Origin of the sequence: Pedobacter sp. (assembly GCF_037719805.1) — a bacterium.
GTDB lineage: Bacteria > Bacteroidota > Bacteroidia > Sphingobacteriales > Sphingobacteriaceae > Pedobacter.
On the sequence record NZ_JBBJLZ010000002.1, the window covers coordinates 1,034,468 to 1,056,569 of the forward strand.

17 protein-coding genes are annotated in these 22,102 nt (G+C 38.8%); 14 read left to right on the forward strand and 3 right to left on the reverse strand.

Features of this window, described 5'->3' with window-relative positions; all coding sequences use genetic code 11:
• The first annotated feature begins 110 nt into the window (after positions 1-110).
• Both lon and WKF66_RS09495 read left to right on the forward strand, forming a co-directional pair.
• A complete protein-coding gene (lon, locus tag WKF66_RS09490) occupies positions 111-2,582 on the forward strand; it encodes an endopeptidase La (protein WP_489674196.1) in 2,472 nt (823 codons plus the stop codon).
• A 112-nt stretch (positions 2,583-2,694) separates the two neighbouring features.
• Positions 2,695-3,648: a lipid A deacylase LpxR family protein gene (locus WKF66_RS09495; protein WP_489674197.1), complete on the forward strand. Its 954-nt coding sequence runs from the start codon at positions 2,695-2,697 to the stop codon at positions 3,646-3,648.
• A 2-nt stretch (positions 3,649-3,650) separates the two neighbouring features.
• Here WKF66_RS09495 and WKF66_RS09500 read toward each other — a convergent pair whose 3' ends face one another.
• Positions 3,651-4,064, reverse strand: a complete 414-nt coding sequence (locus tag WKF66_RS09500; protein WP_489674198.1) for a peptide chain release factor-like protein — start codon at positions 4,062-4,064, stop codon at positions 3,651-3,653.
• A gap of 30 nt (positions 4,065-4,094) precedes the next feature.
• Between WKF66_RS09500 and cmk the strand changes: the two genes are divergently transcribed.
• A complete protein-coding gene (gene cmk / locus WKF66_RS09505) occupies positions 4,095-4,775 on the forward strand; it encodes a (d)CMP kinase (RefSeq protein WP_489674199.1) in 681 nt (226 codons plus the stop codon).
• A gap of 159 nt (positions 4,776-4,934) precedes the next feature.
• Here the strand turns inward: cmk and WKF66_RS09510 are convergent, their stop codons facing one another.
• A complete protein-coding gene (locus tag WKF66_RS09510; protein WP_489674200.1) occupies positions 4,935-5,789 on the reverse strand; it encodes a sigma-70 family RNA polymerase sigma factor in 855 nt (284 codons plus the stop codon).
• A 254-nt stretch (positions 5,790-6,043) separates the two neighbouring features.
• Between WKF66_RS09510 and rpsA the strand changes: the two genes are divergently transcribed.
• From rpsA to pafA, 11 genes are all read left to right on the forward strand, one after another.
• Positions 6,044-7,978: a 30S ribosomal protein S1 gene (rpsA, locus tag WKF66_RS09515; RefSeq protein WP_489674222.1), complete on the forward strand. Its 1,935-nt coding sequence runs from the start codon at positions 6,044-6,046 to the stop codon at positions 7,976-7,978.
• A 151-nt stretch (positions 7,979-8,129) separates the two neighbouring features.
• Complete coding sequence (gene pyrR, locus WKF66_RS09520) at positions 8,130-8,678, forward strand: bifunctional pyr operon transcriptional regulator/uracil phosphoribosyltransferase PyrR (RefSeq protein WP_489674201.1); 549 nt, start codon at positions 8,130-8,132, stop codon at positions 8,676-8,678.
• A 1-nt stretch (position 8,679) separates the two neighbouring features.
• Positions 8,680-9,612: an aspartate carbamoyltransferase catalytic subunit gene (locus WKF66_RS09525; protein ID WP_489674202.1), complete on the forward strand. Its 933-nt coding sequence runs from the start codon at positions 8,680-8,682 to the stop codon at positions 9,610-9,612.
• Between the two features lie 121 nt (positions 9,613-9,733).
• Positions 9,734-12,751 (forward strand): tetratricopeptide repeat protein, encoded by a 3,018-nt coding sequence (locus WKF66_RS09530; protein WP_489674203.1) that lies wholly within the window; start codon positions 9,734-9,736, stop codon positions 12,749-12,751.
• Between the two features lie 10 nt (positions 12,752-12,761).
• A complete protein-coding gene (locus tag WKF66_RS09535; protein ID WP_489674204.1) occupies positions 12,762-14,465 on the forward strand; it encodes a hypothetical protein in 1,704 nt (567 codons plus the stop codon).
• 54 nt (positions 14,466-14,519) lie between these two features.
• On the forward strand, positions 14,520-15,875 hold the full coding sequence (locus WKF66_RS09540) for an HU domain-containing protein (protein ID WP_489674205.1): 1,356 nt from the start codon (positions 14,520-14,522) through the stop codon (positions 15,873-15,875).
• 2 nt (positions 15,876-15,877) lie between these two features.
• On the forward strand, positions 15,878-16,588 hold the full coding sequence (locus WKF66_RS09545) for a MotA/TolQ/ExbB proton channel family protein (protein WP_489674206.1): 711 nt from the start codon (positions 15,878-15,880) through the stop codon (positions 16,586-16,588).
• On the forward strand, positions 16,588-16,992 hold the full coding sequence (locus WKF66_RS09550; protein WP_489674207.1) for an ExbD/TolR family protein: 405 nt from the start codon (positions 16,588-16,590) through the stop codon (positions 16,990-16,992). Before WKF66_RS09545 ends, WKF66_RS09550 begins: the two co-directional genes overlap by 1 nt.
• On the forward strand, positions 16,989-17,801 hold the full coding sequence (locus WKF66_RS09555; RefSeq protein ID WP_489674208.1) for an energy transducer TonB: 813 nt from the start codon (positions 16,989-16,991) through the stop codon (positions 17,799-17,801). Before WKF66_RS09550 ends, WKF66_RS09555 begins: the two co-directional genes overlap by 4 nt.
• Before the next feature lie 27 nt (positions 17,802-17,828).
• The gene (locus tag WKF66_RS09560; protein WP_489674209.1) at positions 17,829-19,115 is read left to right on the forward strand and encodes a bifunctional folylpolyglutamate synthase/dihydrofolate synthase; all 1,287 of its coding nucleotides are present in this window, start codon (positions 17,829-17,831) and stop codon (positions 19,113-19,115) included.
• Positions 19,116-19,179: 64 nt separating this feature from the next.
• On the forward strand, positions 19,180-20,850 hold the full coding sequence (gene pafA, locus WKF66_RS09565; protein ID WP_489674210.1) for an alkaline phosphatase PafA: 1,671 nt from the start codon (positions 19,180-19,182) through the stop codon (positions 20,848-20,850).
• Between the two features lie 69 nt (positions 20,851-20,919).
• Here the strand turns inward: pafA and WKF66_RS09570 are convergent, their stop codons facing one another.
• Positions 20,920-21,900 carry an acyl-ACP desaturase gene (locus WKF66_RS09570; protein ID WP_489674211.1) on the reverse strand — a complete coding sequence of 327 codons (981 nt, stop codon included), beginning with the start codon at positions 21,898-21,900 and terminating at the stop codon, positions 20,920-20,922.
• Between the last annotated feature and the right edge of the window lie 202 nt (positions 21,901-22,102).

A 22,102-nucleotide genomic window follows, 5' to 3' on the forward strand; every position in this document is an offset into this window, starting at 1 on the left:
GGCAATGTCGTTTTTGGCACAGGAGTTGAAATTGTGTTGAATATATATTAAATGCCAATCTGGAAAATCACGGCTGTCACATTGTCGTTAGAAAATTAAAGAAATACTTAATGAGCAAACAAGATCAATTTGTTTTTAACACCGCATTACCAATCATAAATGAAGATACAGAATTCTTCCCATTAATGTCTCAACAGGATGAAGATGAAATGAATAGTGAGGATACTCCTGAAATACTACCGATTCTTCCCTTAAGAAATACCGTACTTTTTCCAGGAGTTGTTATTCCAATAACAGTTGGCAGGGATAAATCGATCAAATTAATTAAAGAGGCCTACAAAGGCGATAAGATCATCGGTGTGGTCTCTCAAAAAGACGTCTCTGTAGAAGATCCCACCTTCGATCAACTAAATAGCGTTGGTACGGTCGCTCATATTATCAAGATGCTCCAGATGCCAGATGGGAACACTACTGTTATTATTCAGGGAAAACAACGCTTCCGGCTTATTGAGGAGGTGCAATCTGAGCCCTATATTAAAGTGAGTATTACTAAGTTCACCGAGTCCAAAAACAAAGTTGACAAAGAATTTAAAGCTCTAGTTGCTTCTATCAAGGAGATGTCTTCTCAGATTATTCAACTTTCGCCAAACATTCCAAGTGAGGCTGGAATTGCATTAAAGAATATTGAGAGCACTTCTTTTTTAATCAACTTCATTTCGTCGAACATGAATTCTGACGTTTCTGACAAGCAGAAAATGCTGGAGATGACGAATCTACGTGGACGTGCAACTATGGTAATGGAGTTACTTACACTTGAATTACAAATGCTGGAGTTGAAAAATCAAATTCAGTCAAAAGTACGTACTGATCTAGACAAACAACAGCGCGATTACTTTTTAAACCAGCAACTTAAAACTATACAAGAAGAACTAGGTGGAAACTCATCTGACCTTGAATATGAAGCTTTACAATTACGCTCTCGTAAAAAGAAATGGGGAGTAGACGTTAAGGAGCATTTTAGTAAGGAATTGGACAAGCTTGGCCGAATGAATCCTGCTGCCCCAGATTATTCCCTCCAAATTAACTATTTGGAGTTGTTACTGGATCTACCCTGGGGTGATTTCACAAAAGATAATTTCGATCTTAAGCGAGCTCAGCGGATACTTGATAAAGACCACTTTGGCTTGGAAAAGGTAAAAAGACGTATAATTGAATACCTTGCTGTTTTGAAACTTAAACGGGACATGAAGGCGCCTATTATTTGCCTGGTTGGTCCTCCAGGGGTAGGGAAGACATCTTTGGGTAAGTCGATAGCAAAAGCGTTAAATCGAAAGTACGTCAGAATGGCCCTTGGCGGGATTAGAGATGAAGCAGAAATTAGAGGGCATCGAAAAACTTATATCGGCGCAATGCCAGGAAGAATTATTCAGTCTATTAAAAAAGCTGGAGCCGCTAATCCAGTATTCGTCTTAGATGAGATTGATAAAGTTGCTTCCGATCAGCGTGGCGACCCATCATCTGCCTTATTAGAAGTTTTGGATCCGGAACAAAACAGTGCATTCAATGACCACTATGTGGAAACTGATTATGATTTGTCCAGCGTTCTTTTTATCGCTACTGCAAATTCTTTAAGTTCTATTCAACCAGCTTTACTGGACCGCATGGAAATTATTGAGGTAAATGGCTATACGATAGAGGAAAAGATAGAAATTGCCAAGAAATACCTGTTGCCAAAGCAGAAGGAACAACACGGCATAAAGACTAAAGATATTGTACTAAAAAATAATCTTATCGAAAAAGTCATTGAAGACTATACAAGGGAGTCAGGTGTACGTGGTTTAGAGAAAAAGATAGGTTCTCTTGTCCGCGGAGTGGCTACAAAGATAGCAATGGATGAAACCTACGATCCTACCCTAACAAACGATGATGTTGAACGCATTTTAGGAGCGCCCATTTACGACAAGGACCTTTATGAAGGTAATGAAGTAGCCGGAGTCGTTACAGGCTTAGCTTGGACTTCAGTTGGCGGAGATATCTTGTTTATTGAAGCAAGTTTAAGTCCTGGCAAAGGAAAACTTACGCTCACCGGAAATCTCGGAGATGTTATGAAAGAGTCGGCTATCATTGCACTTGCATATTTACGAGCGCATGCTGCCCTATTCAATATCGACCATTTGCTTTTCGATCAGCGTGATATACATATCCATGTTCCTGCTGGTGCTACGCCAAAAGATGGCCCTTCCGCTGGCATAACTATGCTTACTGCTTTAACATCTGCATTTACACAACGAAAGGTAAAATCGAACCTGGCAATGACAGGTGAGATAACGCTACGGGGTAAAGTACTTCCTGTAGGGGGCATAAAAGAAAAGATCCTAGCTGCGAAACGCGCAGATATTAAAGATATCATACTTTGCAAATCAAACAGGAAAGATATACTGGAGATTAAGGAGAGCTATGTTAAAGATCTACGTTTTCACTATGTGACCGAAATGAAAGAAGTAATTGAATTGGCCTTAACTGAGGACAAGGTTAATAATGCACAAGATCTTTCTGTAACACAAGGCATAAAGGCAGACTAGAGGTACTTTTGAGATAAAAGTAAGCGTTCCATGTTGTTGGTTAAAGGTAACTGTTGTTAATAATGTTCTTTATGCCTAATTTCAGCGTGATATGCTTAAAACTCCATTTAATATGAAGAAGACTAACTTTATACTTTTGGTCTTCTTTTTACTTGTAACAAATTATGGCTACTCACAAGATTATAAAAACGAGTTCGGCTTTAGAAGTGAAAATGATGCTTATTTAGCACAGGGATCTGACCGGTATTACACTAATGGATTATTTTTGAACTTTAGGAGAGCTTTAGATCAGTCAAAACTTAAAGCTGGCCTGGAGAAAAAGATCTATGAAATATCTTTAGGTCAAAAAATGTACAACCCAATCTCTGGTTACGCTCCTGATCCCGCCAGGCATGACAGACCCTTTGCCGGGTATTTGTATGCCGGGGGAGCACTTAGCTGGTTTAAATCTAACGAAAGTGTTTTAAGAGTTTCTGCGGAGATTGGTACAGTAGGTCCTGGCTCGCTTGCAGAGGATGGTCAGGAATTGCTCCACAATACCGTTGGCTTTTACGAACTTGCAGGCTGGGAATACCAAATCAGAAATGAAGCCGCAATCAACTTATCCGTTCAATATACAAAACTTATTCACCGTCTAGTCGACAACGCTGCAGACCTGTCTTTTGAAGGTTACGCCAACGTGGGTACGACATTTAGCGGAGCAGGTGCAGGTATTTTGCTGAGGGCAGGAAGTATCAATCAGTTATTCAATTCTTCATACCTAAACGCGACTGTTGAGCATAATGCCAAAACCAAAGGGATTGTTGCAAGAGAAATCTTCTTTTATGCTAAGCCGCAACTAAATTTTGTAGGGTATGACGCCACAGTACAGGGCAGCATGTTTAATAACACTAGTCCCGTGACGTTTGATGTGAAACCAATTGTATTTGCCCAGCAACTAGGTTTCAATTACAGTTCAAAGCGCTTTACTTTTGATTTTGGAGTAATCTTACAAACTAAAGAGATCGAAAGTACCGCAAGAGCACATCAATGGGGTGTTATTAGTATGAATTATAGATTTAATTAACCTTAATGATCAATTTGGGGCTTCTTTCTTAAAACCTTTTTACCAGACACGATGGATTTAGTCTCAAGACGTTTTCTTATGACGGACTTCGGGATTTTAGTAACCATACGCTTTTTTTGTACTTTCAAAGCAGCCTTTAGCAGAGAAATCATTTTTACAATGCACCTTTCCTTGTTAAGCAACTGACTTCTATCCTCTTGAGAAACAGTATGAAGATAATTTTCAGTGTCTAGTCTCGTAGATAGCTTTTCGAGTAATATAATTTTCTCTTGTTCAGTAAAAAACGGTACTGAGGGAATGTGCAAAACAAGCTCGACCTTGCTGGAAACTTTGTTTACGTTTTGTCCGCCCTTTCCACCACTTCTTGAAGTTTTAAAAATTACAGACTTAATGATATCTTCTCTACTGGGTAACATTTCGTAAAAATAAACTTTTATCTTTGGTTAATGAGAAAGAACATCGTAATAGCTATCGACGGATATTCATCTTGTGGGAAAAGTACTTTGGCTAAGGCTTTGGCAAAGCAACTTGGCTTTATTTACGTCGATTCTGGTGCGATGTATCGCGCAGTGACACTTTACTTTCTTAGAAATGGCGTCGATGCTCAAAATGATGAACAAGTTTGTGATGCTATGCATCATATAGAACTTAATTTCCACTCTAGAGATTACGAGTCTCATATTACCTTGAATGCCGAGGAGGTATCTGACGAAATTCGTAAGATGCCTGTATCGGATAGCGTTAGTATTGTGTCCGCAAACAGATTTGTACGTAAGGAAATGGTTAAGCAGCAACAACGAATGGGGAAATCCAAAGATATTGTAATGGATGGACGCGATATTGGCACTACCGTTTTTAAAGATGCACAGGTCAAACTGTTTATGACTGCTGATCCAAAAATAAGAGCGGAAAGGCGGTTTAAAGAACTGCAAAGTAAAGGAGACTTTAGTACTTCCTTGGAAGAAGTTTTTGAAAATATAGCTCATAGGGACTATGCAGATACAACCCGAACTGAAAGTCCACTAGTTAGAGCAGATGACGCCATCATATTGGACAATACAGATCTAAGTCCAGCAGAACAACTAGCCTTTGCGATGAATGAGGTAAGTGAACATCTAAAACATTAATTGGAAGCGTTTTTTGCTAGCGGGTCTTAAAGGACAGATTTTTTAGGGACGTCTTGAAGATCATAGGAATAAGCAATTGAAAAAGAAGTTAACAATCTGCCATCTTCTTTTTCCTTTGCAGATACCACTGGGATACACAAACGGCTTATATTTTAGATCTTAATCGCGAAGCAACCCCGTGATTTTGACCGCAGCGGAGAGGCGTTTCATACCATCATCCTTGATTTGCCGCGTACGCTCCTTACTTAATCCAACTGTCTGAGCAATCTCTTCAAGCGTAAGATGGTTGTAACCGTTCGTTCCAAAGAAATGCTGAACAATTTTCATTTGTCTTTGCGGAAGAATTCTGAATAACCTGTCTAGGTTGATTTGATTAGACTCCAAGTCCAAATAATAATCTGTCTTTGGCGCATTTTTATTTTCGAGAACATCCAACAACCGACCACCGTTATCCAGGTTGGATACTTTATCAATAGATAAAACACAACTTGGATTTGTAGTAATATCTTTGATTTGAGCAATTGTCAGATCAGAAGCTTCTAATAATTCTGCTTCAGTTGGCATACGCTCTAGTATTTGTTCCAACTCCTGGGTCAGGCGGTTGATCCTTGACCCGATGATAATTTGATTTGCAGGAAGCCTAATCTGGCGCAATTGGGCATTAACATATTTATGTATGTGTTGTCTAATATGCCAAACTGCAAACGTAATTAATTTAAATCCTCTGGTTTCATCAAAACGGTTAACAGCGTCAATAAGTCCGAACTGACCTTCGGAAATTAAATCCATCAGAGGGAGGCCGGTTGACTGATATTTTTTAGCGATTGATACGAGGAATCGTGCATTAGACAAAATGAGTTTATCCTTTGCTTTGGTATCTCCTTGTTTAGATTTTTGGAGTAGAATAAATTCCTCCTCAGCAAGAAGCAAAGGATACTTGCTAGTTTCCCGTAAAAACTTTGTAAGTGACTCATCTCTTGTTGTAATGGAGTCGGTAATTTTTATTTTCTTCATGTTATATTGGTTAGTTAGCAAATCTATAAACACATATGACAGTTAACTACTTTTTGCGAACTTCGACGCTTTCCTTCGTTTTTTGCAACTTAGGCAGAAGAATATTTGGCGAATTGTGATTTTACAGCCAGGACAGGCTAAACACTTTGACAATCGGTTCAATATCAATAACATTTAAAAAAAAAAGATTTCTATTAAAATATAAATTTTCTATCTTTGACATCCCTAACGGGAACAAAGGAGATTTAATTTTAATGGCTAAAAAACAAGTAGCAGAAAAAGAACTAGAGGCTAAAACAGCCGAACTACAAGGCGCAGACGCTCGTCTGGCTGAGAAAGAAACGATCGAATCAGAAGCTGATTCAGTATCGATCGAACAGATCAAATCATCATTAGCAATTCCAGATCAAGATTTTGACTGGGATGCAGACGACAAAGCATTCGGAAATTACAGTGACGCAGACCGTAAAAAGTTTGAAGACATGTATACCGATACTTTCAATCAAATCACTCAAGGTGAAATCATTAGCGGTATTGTTGTTTCAATAAACAACAAGGATGTAGTATTAAATGTTGGATTTAAATCTGATGGCTTAGTCTCTACGTCTGAGTTCCGCGATACACCTGATTTAAAAGTTGGCGATACCGTTGACGTTTTCGTGGAGGCTCCTGAAGATGCAAATGGCCAATTGATTTTATCTCGTAAAAGAGCTAAAACTCAGAGATCATGGGAGACTATTAATGAAGCTCTTGATAACGATAGAATCATCAACGGATTTGTTAAAAGCCGTACAAAAGGTGGTCTTATTGTTGACATCATGGGCGTTGAGGCTTTCTTACCAGGTTCTCAAATTGACATCAAACCTATCCGCGATTACGATGTGTACGTGGGTAAAACAATGGAATTCAAAGTTGTTAAGATTAACCACGAATTTAAAAACGTTGTTGTATCTCACAAAATCCTTATTGAGGATGACTTGGAAAGCCAAAAAGTTGAAATCGTATCTAAGCTTGAGAAAGGTCAGGTATTGGAAGGTACCGTTAAGAACATTACTGACTTCGGTGTATTCATCGATTTGGGAGGTGTTGACGGACTTCTTCACATCACTGATATCTCTTGGGGCCGCATAGAGCATCCAAAAGAAGTGCTAAGCTTAGACGAGAAAATCAACGTTGTTGTTCTTGATTTCGATGATGAGAAAAAACGTATTGCTTTAGGCTTAAAACAATTGACTCCTCACCCTTGGGAATCGTTAGATCCAAATCTTGCAATTGGCTCTAAAGTTAAAGGTAAAATTGTTACTGTCGCAGATTACGGTGCTTTCTTAGAAATTATCCCAGGAGTTGAAGGTTTGATCCATGTTTCAGAAATGTCATGGTCACAAAACTTACGCAGTCCTCAAGAATTCTTGAAAGTTAGTGATGAAATCGAAGCTGAAGTTTTAACTTTAGACAGAGACGAGCGCAAAATGAGCTTGGGAATCAAACAACTGACTCAAGATCCTTGGCAAAATGTTGCTGAAAGATATCCAATCGGAAGCAAACATACAGCTGTGGTTAAAAACATGACCAACTTCGGTGTATTTGTTGAAATTGAGGAAGGTATTGACGGTTTGATCCACATCTCTGATCTTTCATGGTCTAAAAAAGTAAACCATCCTAATGAGTTCACTAAAGTTGGTGAAACTTTAGATGTAGTTGTACTTGAATTAGACGTTGAGAGTCGTAAATTAAGCTTAGGACACAAACAACTGGAAGAAAATCCTTGGGACACTTTTGAGACTATCTTTACTGTAGATTCAATCCATCAAGGAACAGTTGTTAAAGTAACTGATAAAGGTGCTGTTATTGCTTTACCATACGGCGTAGAAGGTTTCGTACCGACTAAACACATGACTAAGGAAGACGGTTCAACGATCAAAGCTGAAGAAACCAATGATTTTAAAATCATTGAATTTAACAAGGATGCAAAACGTATCGTAGTTTCTCACGCCCGTATTTGGGAAGAGGCTAAAGCTGAAGCAGTTGCTGAAGAAAGAGCTAGTAAGAAAAAAGAAGCTAAGGCTTCTAGCAGTGCAGTGAAAAAAGTTAAAGATTCTGTTGAAAAATCTACATTAGGTGATTTAAGCGTGCTTGCACAACTAAAACAACAAATGGAAGGTGAAGAAAGCAAAGCTAAAAAGAGCTAATCTTTAAGTCAATATATTGAAAAGCTCCTCTTTAGAGGGGCTTTTTTTATGCGCTGTACTCAGAAAGTTAATGTGAAAGCTCCATGCATAAAAGCTGGTAACAGTAAGTTTTATTCGATTCGATTTTTTATATTTGCTTAATAATTAGTCAATGCAAAAAAGAACTCTGCTAGACGGAAATAAATTCCAAATCACAATTAAGAGACTGTGTCACCAATTAATTGAGAATCATAATGACTTTTCTAATACTGTTTTGATTGGCATTCAGCCAAGAGGCAGCTTTTTTGCTGATAGGATTCAGCAAGAGCTCTCAGCAATTATCGACGATCAAACCATCAAAAAAGGAAATCTCGACATTACATTTTTTAGGGACGATTTTAGGCGGAAAGATAGCTTGGTGTCTGCTAGCAGTAATACAATCGATTTCATTATTGAAGGAAAGAAAGTAATTCTTATTGATGATGTACTTTGGACAGGAAGAACAATTAGGTCTGCAATGGATGCACTACTTGCCTATGGCCGACCTGCTAAAGTCGAGCTTCTAGTACTGATCGACAGGAGATTTTCTAGACAGTTACCTATTGAGCCGGACTATATCGGTCAGCAGGTTGACAGCCTAAACTCTCAGCATGTAAAAGTGAGCTGGAAGGAAACCGAGGGAGAAGATAAAGTGATTTTGATTTCAGAAACAAATAAATAGTATGGCAGTAGAACAATTATCAACACGACATCTTTTGGGTATAAAAGACATAAACCGAAACGATATAGATTTGATCTTTGAAACTGCTGACAATTTCAAAGATGTAATCAACAGACCGATTAAGCGAGTTCCCTCTTTACGAGACGTTACAATTGCAAATATCTTCTTTGAAAACTCTACTCGTACCAAACTTTCATTTGAGCTTGCTGAAAAGCGACTCTCTGCTGACGTTGTCAACTTTGCAGCTTCCTCGTCGTCAGTAAGCAAAGGAGAAACGCTTGTTGATACTGTGAACAATATTCTCGCGATGAAAGTGGATATGGTAGTGATGCGTCATCCATATGCGGGCGCAGGCGTATTTCTTAGCAAACATATCAATGCACAAATAATAAATGCAGGTGACGGTGCGCATGAGCATCCTACGCAAGCATTGTTGGACGCCTACTCGATTCGTCAGAAACTTGGAGAAGTAGCAGGAAAGAAAATTGTCATTGTTGGCGACATACTTCACTCAAGAGTAGCTATTTCTAATATTCTATGCCTACAAAAACTTGGTGCAGAAGTGATGGTTTGCGGACCTACAACCTTAATACCAAAGCACATTGAATCATTAGGGGTTAAAGTAGAACATGATCTGGTCAAGGCGCTCAACTGGTGCGATGTTGCCAATATGCTTAGAATTCAGCTTGAACGACAAGACATCAAATACTTTCCGTCGTTAAGAGAGTATGCAATGATGTATGGTTTGAATAAGCAAATCCTTGATCGTCTAGATAAGGAAATTATTATTATGCATCCTGGTCCAATAAATAGAGGCGTTGAGATTACCAGCGATGTAGCCGATAGTAAACAATCGATTATCCTTGAGCAGGTTGAGAACGGTGTCGCCGTAAGAATGGCCGTTTTGTATCTTCTGGCTTCACAACGGGTTTAGTCCATCTTACAACAATTCGATTTTCTTATCGTTAAACTGATGTTATCCACAGTTGTTAATTACTTCTGTTAATAAGCCATTATACTATTTTTATATTAGTACCAACCATATTTGAAATCAAATGCAGAAAAATTACCTTTTTATTCCGCTGTTATTAGCAGGCGGCTTTACGGCTACTTATGCCCAGAGCAGCAGGTTAGTAAATCTTAATAAAAACTATCAAACAGGACTTGAGCTTTTACACAACGAGAAATATGTTGCTGCAGCACAACAGTTTCGGCTTGTCGAACAAATACGTGAAAAACCAAGTATCCAACAAGAAAGTAATGCAGAACTTTCCTTACTGAAAGAAAATGCAAAGTTTTATGCTGCAGTGTGTGCTTTAGAGCTTGGAAATAGTGATGCGGAAAGTCTTTTTCAAAATTTTATTAAAGAATATCCACTAAATTCAAATGCAAAGCTTGCCTATTTCCATGTTGGGAAGTCGTATTTCGCTCAGAAGAATTACCCGAAGGCTCTCGAGTGGTTTGAAAAAACAGATCCATCTTCTCTTTCTGCAAAACAACGTCTGGAATACCAATTCAAGCAAGGCTATTCTTATTTTGAACTGAAAGATATTGAAAAAGCAGAGCCACTTTTTGAAGCCGTAAAGAAAGAAGAATCACCTTTTCAAGAAAGTGCTACCTACTACTTTGCCTACATCAATTACCTTAATAAAGAATATAAAACAGCATTAAGTAATTTCGAAAAACTGAAGGGATCACCAACTTACGAAGCTAGTTATCCTTATTACATCACCTCAATGTACTATCTCGATGAAAGATATGATGATGTTCTAAGTTATGCCATTCCAATTCTAAAGTCTTCTAAGCAGCAATATGAAGCAGAGATGTTGAGTTTAATCGCTGCATCATACTTCGCAAAGTCTGACTATCCGAACGCAGAAAAATACTTTGCTGAATTCTATTCGAAGGATAAGTCAAATGTTCAGAACAATCTATTTACCTATCAATACGGTTATTCACTTTTCCAACTAAAAAAGTATACGCAGTCAATCTCTGTACTTGAGAAACTTAATACCGATGATGTTTATTTACAAAGCGGAATGTATACCCTGGGTCGTTCATTTATTGAGCTTAAAAGCAAAGAAAAAGCAAGAAGCGCTTTTTTTAGGGCTTCCAGACTAGACTTTGATAAGGTCGTACAGGAAGAGTCATGGATTAACTATGCGCGATTAAGCTACGAACTGGATTTCAATCAACAGGCCTTGGAGTCGACACAGAACTTCCTAAAACAGTTTCCAAATTCAAAAAAGATCAATGAAGCCAAAACGCTACTTGGTGAGATCTTGCTTACCAGCAAAAATTATCAGGCAGCAATAGATATCCTTGAGCCTATTCAAAATAAGTCGCCCGAAGCAAAAGAAGCCTATCAGAAAGTAACTTATTTTAGGGGATTAGAATTTTATAATGAACGTGCATTTCCCAATGCACTTTCTATGTTCCTTAGATCAGAGAAGTTTCCTGAAGATGAAGAAGTACTCGCTTTGAACACGTATTGGAAGGCTGAGGCCTCCTATGAGTTACGGAAATTTGGAGAGGCCGTTAACCATTTTGAGACTTTCCTGGAGATGCCAGGAGCTAAAAAGACTGGTGTATACAATTTTGCTAACTACGCCCTCGCCTATTCTGCCTTTGAAGATGAAAAATATAGCAAAGCAGCAAATTACTTTGAAAGGTTTTTGAACGGAAATGACAAAGATCAAAAAACAGTAAACGATGCAATCATTCGACTCGCTGATTCTTATTTCGTAAGTAAAAGTTATGGCAATGCGCTAACTAATTATAATAGAATAATAGCCGCTGGCGCTACAGGAGAAGATTATGCGCTTTTTCAACGAGGTATGATCCAAGGTTTGGAAAACGCAAATGATGCAAAAATCGCCACTATGCAGGGGCTTTTGAATAAATTCCCAAATTCAAATTACGCCGATGATGCAGGATTTGAAACTGCATACACCTACTTCAATAAAGGCGACTTTGACAAATCTAAATCCGATCTAATTAGTTTGGTAAGCAAATATCCTAATAGTAGCTATGTACCCAGAGCCTTGGTTACAATTGGGTTGGTTCAGTATAATCAAGACAAAGATGACGAGGCACTGGAATCGTTCAAAAAGGTTATCAGAGAGTATGCAAGCACTGAAGAAGCCAAACAAGCGCTAGAATCCATAAAAAATATTTACGTAGACAGAGGTGACTCTGAAGGGTTTATTACCTACGCCAATTCTACTCCACTAGGTAATTATTCAGTTGCAGAACAAGACCATATCGTATTCCAGGCTGCGAACAACAGGTACTTGAAAGGAGATTTCAAGGGTGCTTTTGAAGCGGTTAATGCTTATTTCGATAAGTTCCCGAAAGCAATACATGATAAAGAAGCAAAGTTTGTTAGGGCAGAGTCCTTAGTTAAACTGGACAGGCCGCTGGAGGCAGTGCCGGACTATGAATTTATATTAACTGACTGGACCAGTGACTATACTGAAAGGTCTTTAGTGAGCATATCTAAGCTATTCCTTGACCAGAAAAAGTACAACGAAGCTATCGTTTATCTTAAAAGATTAGAAACTACTGCAGACTATAAAGCACACTATAGTTTCGCGCTGAATAACTTGTTAAAGGCTTATGACGCGTTAAATATGCCAGACGACGTTGTTAAATATGTAAACCTGATCAAGGAATCTGAGAAAGGGTCTGAGGAAGAAAAAAACAGTGCTGACTTATATGCAGGTAAAGCTTACCTACTTAAAGCCGATACCGCAATGGCTGTAAAAGCGTTCAACAACGTAGTTAATAAAACAAAAACCGTTGCCGCTGCTGAAGCTAAGTATAATCTCGCAGTTGTGCAGTATGCAAAAAGAGATTACAAGACATCAACTAAAACTTGTTTTGATTTGATAAATAATATGCCATCCTATGATTATTGGGTAGCAAAGTCGTTCATTCTGTTGTCGGATAATTATGTTGCACTCAAAGACAATTTACAAGCTAAGAGTACACTACTAAGTATCATTGACAACTATGACGGGAAAGACGATATCGTTCCAACGGCTAAAGAAAAATTGCTAAAAATCAAATAAAGAACAAGACATGAGATTACAAAAAATATTATATACTACTATCATTTTACTTACTATGGGCGTCTTCGAGTTGAAGGCTCAAGATACCAAGACTACTGAAAAAAAGACAGATGACAAAGCCGTAACTGAAGAAATTGAAGTGGTAAGGCCTTACAAGCCTGTGTTAGCTGAAGCTGTAAAACTTAGACGAAGTCCCGATTTAAATGATCTAAAAACGTTTAAAGCAAAATTCAATTATAGCCTTACAGACCGTAAGCTTGAACTTAACTCAGATATCAATAAGTTACAGGCTCAGCAGGTGGCAGATGAAAAACAGCATGAGTTCATCAATAATTATGTTAAAGGTGGATTCGGGACCGCCAAGACGCTCTTGGGCGAAGCTTATATTAATATTGGCGATGATCCGGGGTTGCAAGCTGGTGCGTTTTTTCAGCATTTTAGTCAGTCAGGAAAACTTAATAAACAAAAGGCTGATCAACAAAGACTAAGTGCTTTTGGGAGGACTATTGGAGATCAATATACTCTAAATGGCCGTATCAATTTTCAACGTAACGGATTATACTTTTATGGTATTGATAAGGAAAATTCTGCTCTAAATCCTAACCCGGAAAAACAAGTGTTGAATTTCGTGGAAGCAGAGGGAGAAATCGTAAGCAAATTTGTGGAAGATCCTGATGCGCTGAGTTATGCAGCCAAGGTGAATGGATATGTGTGGAGTGATAAATACAATGCAACCGAGAAGTCAATACTATTAACCGGCTCTTTAAACAAGAGGATTAGTAGCTTTAATGTAGGTCTGTCAAGTTCTGCTGAATTTGGAAACACAAAAGATTCGCTTACCTCTGTAGGAAACAACCTATTTAAACTAAACCCGTATATAAGACTTCAAGCTAACGGTGTAAAAATTAATGCAGGGATAAATTTTGCACAAGAATTTGGAACATTTTCTTCGACTCGTATTTTCCCAGCCATTACTGCTGATTTCACCCTGATACCCGATTACTTACAGATCTTTGGGGAAGTTAAAGGTGACGTAAACAGAAATTCATTAAAGCAGCTCACTGATGAAAACCCGTTCCTTAATAATAATATCACTATCAAAAATTCAATTGAAAAGCTAAGTATCAGCGGAGGTATAAAAGGAACCGCAGGACCCGGATTTGGCTATAAAGCACGTTTCTACCACAAAAAGATTGAAGATATGCCATTATTCGTAAACAGCTTCAATCAGTTCAATAAATTTGATGTCATCTATGACTTCGGGTCAATGAAGCTTATAGGCCTTGAAGGAGAACTTTCAGTTCAGGTTAGCGATGCATTGAAATGGACAGGGAAAGTAAACTTTGATGACTATAGTCCAGCTTCAGAAACTCAAAGCTGGTATAAACCGCTACTGAGAATAAGTTCAGACTTCTGGCTAAATGTTACGGACGAGCTTTCATTAACGGGTTCTGTTATTATTCAAGACGACAGTAAAGCAAAAGTATACACATCAGCACCCGCAAACCCATATTTTATCCCAGATCCAACCCAAGAAAGGGTAGTTACAGTGAAGGGATTTGTCGATCTGGGCGCCGGAGCTAACTACAGGATCAACAACAAGTTTTCTGCATTTGCCAAGGTTAACAACTTACTGAATTCATCGTATAGCAGATTTTTGTATTACGAAACAATCGGCCTTAACGTATTTGGTGGCATCAGTTACTCATTCTAGTAGCTTTTCAATTATTAATTGGTTGATACGGAATTTAAATTTATTTTTACAAAAATGGATATCTTATCATACCTGACAGATTTATTAAAAACGAAAAAGGAAGTTGGAATCGAGGGACTGGGCACGTTTGTTAAAGTGAAAGTACCAGGGCGGTATGACATGGAAAGCCACTCGTTTATACCACCTAAGCACACCTTGAGTTTTAAAGATGAGGTATCAGAAACCTCGAATTTGATCATCTACCTTTCCGAGCGGGGAAACATAGCAGCGGAATCAGCGAAACACTATATCGGTCTGTTTAAAGAAGACATCAGAAGGCAGTTGGCAGTTTCTAACGAAGCAGATCTGGATTCCTTAGGTATACTCACCTATAGAGAGAACAGTTTAATATTGAAAGAACAAGGCAGTCCCGATTTAGGCTCGGACTATTATGGCCTTCCTAAACTAAGCACAACCGAAAAGGAGACTTCATCGTCGGACGCCGAAACCAGTAGCTTAGTTGATCTCCCAGCTACGAGCACTGTTAATGATAACCAAGACGTTTATGACGAAATTACTGAACTTTCACCAATAACGACTTCAGAGCCACAGATAGAAATTGAGACTCCAGAAACGCTGATCCAAGAGGAAATTGACCAAGAACAGGTAGTTTCGAAAGTGAGTGATGAAGTCCAGGAGCCTAAGCCATCGCCAACCCCTCAGGGTTTTGTAGAACAATCAGCTTCAAAAGAAACTGCGTCAGAACCTGTAGATGTTAAGGCTCGCCCTAATACTAACTCAGCAAGTTCTGATAATGGAACCGCAAACATTTGGCACTTTGACCGGGAAAGATCGACGTCTTCGACTAGCGAAAAATCTAATGATACATCAGAAGATACCGGCCGGGGAATCCCTGCCTGGATTAAAGGACTGGCTCTCGCTGTGATCTTACTGGTCACACTTGGTGCCGTCGCATATTTTATCCGACCTGAGTGGTTTAACGAAAGCCCTGTTACCGCAGTTCAAACGACAACTAAAAAACCAGCAATTCCTCCAGTTGCACCCATAAAAATCGACACAGCAGCTGTTATTGATTCAAGTAAAATGGCTATCCCACTTACTGCAAAAGATACAGCTGGAGTGATTTCAAGCGTAGTACCACCTCCCAGCACATCATCACCGGCTATTACATGGGAAATTATTGGCGCCTCATTGACAAAGAAAGAGGTGAATTGGTATATCAAGGATATGAAGTCGAGAGGCTATATAGCGAAGCCTATGCCTGCCTTGCCAGGCAAGAGAACTAAGATGAGTATAGCAACTTTTAATGATGAAGAAAGTGCTAAAGAGGGTCGCAAATTGCTTATTCAGAAGTTAAAGAATAAGGACCTTTACATTTTCCAAAACAAACACATACAAAAACCTAAATAAACATGATTACATTATTACAAGGCGTAACCGATACGGCCAATCAACTTGTCGACACAGCCAATAATCTAGCGCAACCCGTTGCAGTAGCGCCAGAAGAATTACATTTCATAGATTTGCTATTTAAAGGTGGCTGGGTAATGATCCCATTGGCATTACTTGCCTTCGCCGGTCTTATTATATTTGTCGAGCGTTACATCACCATAAGAAAAGCTACTAAAACAGAGTCAAATCTAATGCTTCAAATTAAGCAATACATTCATGATGGCAGATTGGACAATGCGATCGCACTCTGCAAAAACAATAATTCTCCGCTTGCCCGCATGTTAGAGAAGGGATTGAAACGTATCGGTCGTCCAATTAAGGACATAGAAGCAGCTATTGAAAATAATGGAAAGTTAGAAGTGTCCAAGTTGGAAAAAAATATAAGCATACTTGGAATTATTGCGGGTATTGCACCAATGCTGGGATTCGTAGGTACAATTATAGGGGTTATCACTATCTTCCATGATGTATCTATAAAAGGTGCGATTGAAATAGGTACAATTTCTGGTGGCTTATATACAAAAATGATCACCTCAGCAACTGGATTAATCGTAGGTATCATCGCATATGTTTTATATCATATACTAAACAACATGGTAGAACGTATTATTCTAAGAATGGAGACAGATTCAATTGAATTCATAGATCTACTTGAGGAGCCAGGAAAATAATGAATTTACGCAAACGACAAAAAGGTACTGTTGAGGTCCACACCTCAGCGTTGAATGACATCATGTTTTTCCTGATGTTGTTTTTCCTGTTGGCATCAGCTGTAGTCAACCCCAAAGTTGTAAAACTACTACTCCCGAGATCGGAATCAGGACAGCAATCTACAGCTCAAAAAACAGTAACGATATCCATTGATAAAGACTTAAATTATTTTGTTGACAAGCAGCCAACCACTCTGGAGAATCTGCAAAAAACATTAGAGAGTTACAAAGCTTCAGCTCCAGACTTATCCGTAGTGCTTTATGCAGATGGCCAGGTTTCAATTGAAAACACCTTTGTAGTATATGATGTAGCCAATAAGTTAGGACTAAAACTTGTGTTAGCAGTAGAACCTAAAAAGCAATGACACATTCAAACGAAGAAAACAATTATCCTAAAGCCATTGCGATATCTACAGGTATCATGGGCGCTTTATTGATATTGAGCTTTTTTATAATCATTGGAAAATTTGAACCTGTAGATACAGGCATGGGAGGAATGATTGTTAATTATGGAACTTCCGCTGAAGGTATGGGCGATGACTATACCAGTATAGAAGAACCCTCGGCCGACCCTAACGCTAACAATCAGCCACCAGATAAGGTAGTTCCAACGGAGCCAACCAAGGAGCAGCCGACGAAGGAATCAAGCGACAAGGAAATAATGACTCAAAATACCGAAGATGCGGTAAAGGTGAATAGTAAAACAACTAGCAAGAACACCACTCCCACTGCTACCTCTAACAACAAGCCTGCTAAACCGGTGGTTAACCAAAATGCCTTGTATAAAGGTAAAACCAATAAAGGAACTGGAGGTGGCGATGGCACCGGAACAACTGCAGGTAATCAGGGAGATAAAGATGGTGATCCATTGGCAACTAATTATGGTGAGGGTGGTTCAGGTTTTGGGGAAACTCCAATTGCTCTAAGAAAGTTCACCAACCTGGTTACTCCGCAAGATGACGGACAAAAGACTGGGAAAATCGCTGTAAGAATTAAAATCAACAAGAGTGGGGTCGTAATTGACGCAACTCCGGGGGTCAAAGGAACAACACTTAATGATAGAGAATTATGGCAAAAGTGCAGAGATGCAGTAATGGGCGCCAGATTAACACAGTCAGAATCAGCGCCGGATGTGCAAATCGGTGTTGTGGTATTCAATTTCAAAGTGAAATAGCTTTCCAAAATTTTTAGTTACTAAACAATGGACTACCAACAAACTCTGGATTATTTATACTCCAGATTACCCATGTTTACGCGTATAGGAGCATCAGCGTATAAGAAAGACCTTCACAATACTATCGCCTTATGCGAACATCTTGGCAATCCACAACTCAAATTTAACTCTGTCCATATTGGTGGTACAAATGGCAAGGGATCTACCTCTCACATGCTTGCATCAATCTTACAAGAAGCTGGATACAAGGTTGGTCTTTACACCTCCCCTCACCTTCTTGACTTTCGAGAACGAATTCGCATCAACGGTCAAATGATACAAAAGGAGTTTGTTCAAACTTTTACTGAACAAATAAAGCCAGTTGTAGAGAAGCTTGACCCATCTTTCTTTGAAGTTACCGTAGGAATGGCCTTTAAGTACTTTGCCGAAAATGAAGTAGATATTGCCATCATAGAAGTTGGCCTCGGTGGTAGACTTGATTCTACTAACGTTATCACTCCTTTGCTATCTATAATAACCAATATAAGTCTTGATCACACCAACCTCCTTGGCAATACCTTAAAAGAAATCGCCTTAGAAAAAGCAGGTATAATTAAAGACAAAGTTCCGGTAATCATCGGAGAATTCGATGAAGAAACAGCAGTTATATTTTTACAGAAAGCCAGGCAAACTTGCAGTGAAATCAGTTTTGCTGATCAGATTAATAACGTTAAAGAAGTACGCTATGAGAACGACACGCTAGTACTTACAATTCATAACGGCAGTAAGAACATTTTTGACGATCTCAAGCTAGATCTAACTGGTTCTTACCAGCTTAAAAATGTGCTGTCAGTGGTAGAAGCGGTTGAAAGCCTAGTTAAGCAAGGGTTTGAGATTAAAGCTGAACACGTGTATTCAGGGCTAAACAATGTAACGAGACTTACGGGCTTACAAGGGCGATGGCACACATTAGGTCATAACCCTTTAATAATTTGCGATACTGGCCATAATGAGGCAGGCATTAAAGAAGTCATAGCCAACTTGAATAGATTAGCTTATAACAAGCTACATATTGTATTGGGAATGGTTAGAGACAAAGACATTTCATCAGTACTAAAAAAACTACCAAAAGATGCACTTTATTATTTCTGTAATCCTGATCTGGAACGTGCATTGCCCGCAGAGGAACTTAGATTGCAAGCGGTACTTCAAGATTTAAAAGGTGGCAGTTATCCCACCGTTGCAGAAGCCTTCTCCATGGCTAAAAAAGCTGCATCTATAAATGATGCGATTTTTGTTGGTGGAAGTACTTTTGTGGTAGCCGAAGTTTTATAAAAACTTTACACAATAGTAATTCTGATCTCTCTACCTTTAAACACAATTAGGAACAATTATTTAGATGATAAAGAAAGCTTTAAAACTGTTTGCATTAGGTTGTCTTGTAAGTTTAGCGACAGTAGCACAGACCAAGAAATCAAAACTTCCATTGAACGGGATCTCTCCATCCCAGGTCAGCCGACCGAAACTAGTCGTGGGAATGGTTATCGACCAAATGCGCTGGGATTATTTATACAGATACTATAGTAGATATTCTGCCGGAGGATTTAAGCGATTAATTAATGAAGGTTTCTCTGCCGAGAATACCTTTATTCCATACACGCCGACATATACTGCTTGTGGTCATGCGAGTATATATACAGGTTCAGTGCCTGCGATAAACGGCATCGTTGGTAACGACTGGTATGACCGTAGCGTGAATAGGAATATGTATTGTGCAGAAGACACATCTGTCAGCACTGTTGGAAGTAATACAACAGCGGGAAAGATGTCTCCCAAGAATCTTTTAGTGACAACCATTACCGATGAACTCCGCCTAGCCACTAACTTCCAGAGCAAAGTAATTGGCATTTCTCTTAAAGACCGTGGTTCGATAATGCCCGCAGGGCATTCTGCTAATGCCGCATACTGGTATGATGGTGGAACGGGAGATTGGATTACAAGTACTCATTATATGTCAAAACTTCCAACTTGGCTGGAAGACTATAACAAAATCAAGTTAGCTAATAAGTTTTATGACAAGAACTGGAATACTTTATATCCAATAAATACATATACACAAAGTACGGGAGATAACAAGCCATATGAAGGTAAGGCAAGAGGAGAAGCAACTCCAACTTTTCCTCATCCATTGAAATTGTATGCTGGTAAAAACTATGATATGATCAGAAGCACGCCCTATGGAAACACGATGACTCTGGACCTTGCAAAACTAGCGATTCTATCAGAAGACCTCGGTAAAGGTCCATCAACTGATTTCCTTGCAGTGAGTTGCTCATCCACCGATTATGTTGGACACCAGTACGGACCAAACTCAATTGAAATTGAGGACACCTATTTGAGATTAGATAAAGACCTGGAAGAATTTTTAACTTATTTGGATAAGACTATTGGCAAAGGCAACTATTTGTTCTTTCTCTCCTCAGATCATGGTGCTGCACACGTTCCAGGCTTTATGGAAGAAAATAAGCTGCCTGGGGGATTGTTTAACGATAATCAAGTGGCTAAATCATTAAACATAGCTATCGAAGATAAATTCAAGGTTAAATCAGCCATTATCGCATCAAGTAACAACCAGTTTTACTTTGATCATAAAGCAATTACAGACGCTAAGGTGAGCTTTGATGCGATTAAAATGATGGCAATTGAGGCCTTAAAGCAGCAAGATCAGGTACTGGATGCCGTAGACCTAAATAAATTAAGCCAAGAGACACTTCCTGACGAGATCAAAAAAATGGTCACCTATGGTTACAATTCAAAGAGAAGTGGAGACATTTACTATATCCTAAAGTCAAACTATTTTGGAGGTGGCAAAACTGGAACTACTCATGGTTCCTGGAATCCTTATGATTCTCATATCCCTTGTATATTTATGGGATGGAATGTAAAAGCTGGTAAAACAAATAAAACGCATCATATGACAGATATTTCTGCGACTTTAGCTGCAATGCTACATATCCAGATGCCGAGTGGCTGCATTGGGGAGCCCATTACAGAACTCACAAGTCAATAACGTATAGACACTAAAAGGCCTACTTAACTTGCGTTAAGTAGGCCTTTTGTATAACTATCTATTAAAAAATTAACCGTGTATCCAGCTGAATTTATAATCCATAGTTGGATTGTTCATACGTTCAGCAACACGTAGAAGCCTGTTGGGAAGTTTCATAATATAATCACGAGCCTTTTCACCTGTCTCGTTTAAGTCACGCATACTTTCAAGCTTCCACTCTTCTATTAGTTGTTGCATAATTTCGACATAGTCAATAGCCGTGTATACACCTAGGCGCTGTGCAGCATCTGTAAAGTGACCAAACGTTTGTCCAATCTTCATACCCATTTCTCTAAGGAAATGAGCAGGCATAACGATCTTCTTTCTCATCATATCTTCAAAAGCCATCATTGCCTCATTTGGATCTACTTCGAATATCTTGGACATAAAGTCTTTATACGCTTTAGCATGTCTAGCCTCATCTGACGCAATTACACCACACATTTTCGAAAGCAATGCATCACCGTCTCTCTTAGCTAGTGAAGCCACTCGTCTGTGTGAGATATTTGTAGCTAGCTCCTGAAAAGACGTATAAATAAAGTTTCTGTATGGATCGTGACCAGTACCAATGTCAAAACCGTCTGCAATAAGATATTGTGTAGATATCTCCATTTGTCTCATATCAACACGACCAGACAAGTATAAATATCTATTTAGTAAATCTCCATGGCGGTTTTCTTCAGCAGTCCAATGACGTACCCATTTCATCCAACCACCCTCTTCATTTCTTGTAATTCCATCAACCATGGACAACCATGATTCATACGTTGGTAATGCTTCTTCTGTAATGGTATCTCCAATCAAAACGGCTACCAAGTCATAGGAAAGATCTTTTGCATTCTCACGCAGTATTTTAATATCCTGGTAAAATGTTTCACTGGTAGAATCAGGTAAGAAATCAGAAGGCTGCCAATTAGTGTCAATTGGTTTTAAGTAAGTACCCATCATATCAAGCATATAGCTCTCTATATGTAGCATTACTTCCTTTCTTCTCTCTGCATAAAAAGTCATTAGCTTGTCGTTTTAATTTGTCTCGAATATACCAAAATTCCCTACAAACCTTGTGCCTAATAGCATTAAACTAATGAAAAGCTTATAGATATCATGTAAATATTTGCCGGCGTTCCGGCCTTCGCCGGAATGACGGGGTGTTAAACAGAAAACTGCTTATAAACAAGAATACCCTTCAGAGAAATCTGAAGGGTATTTTGAT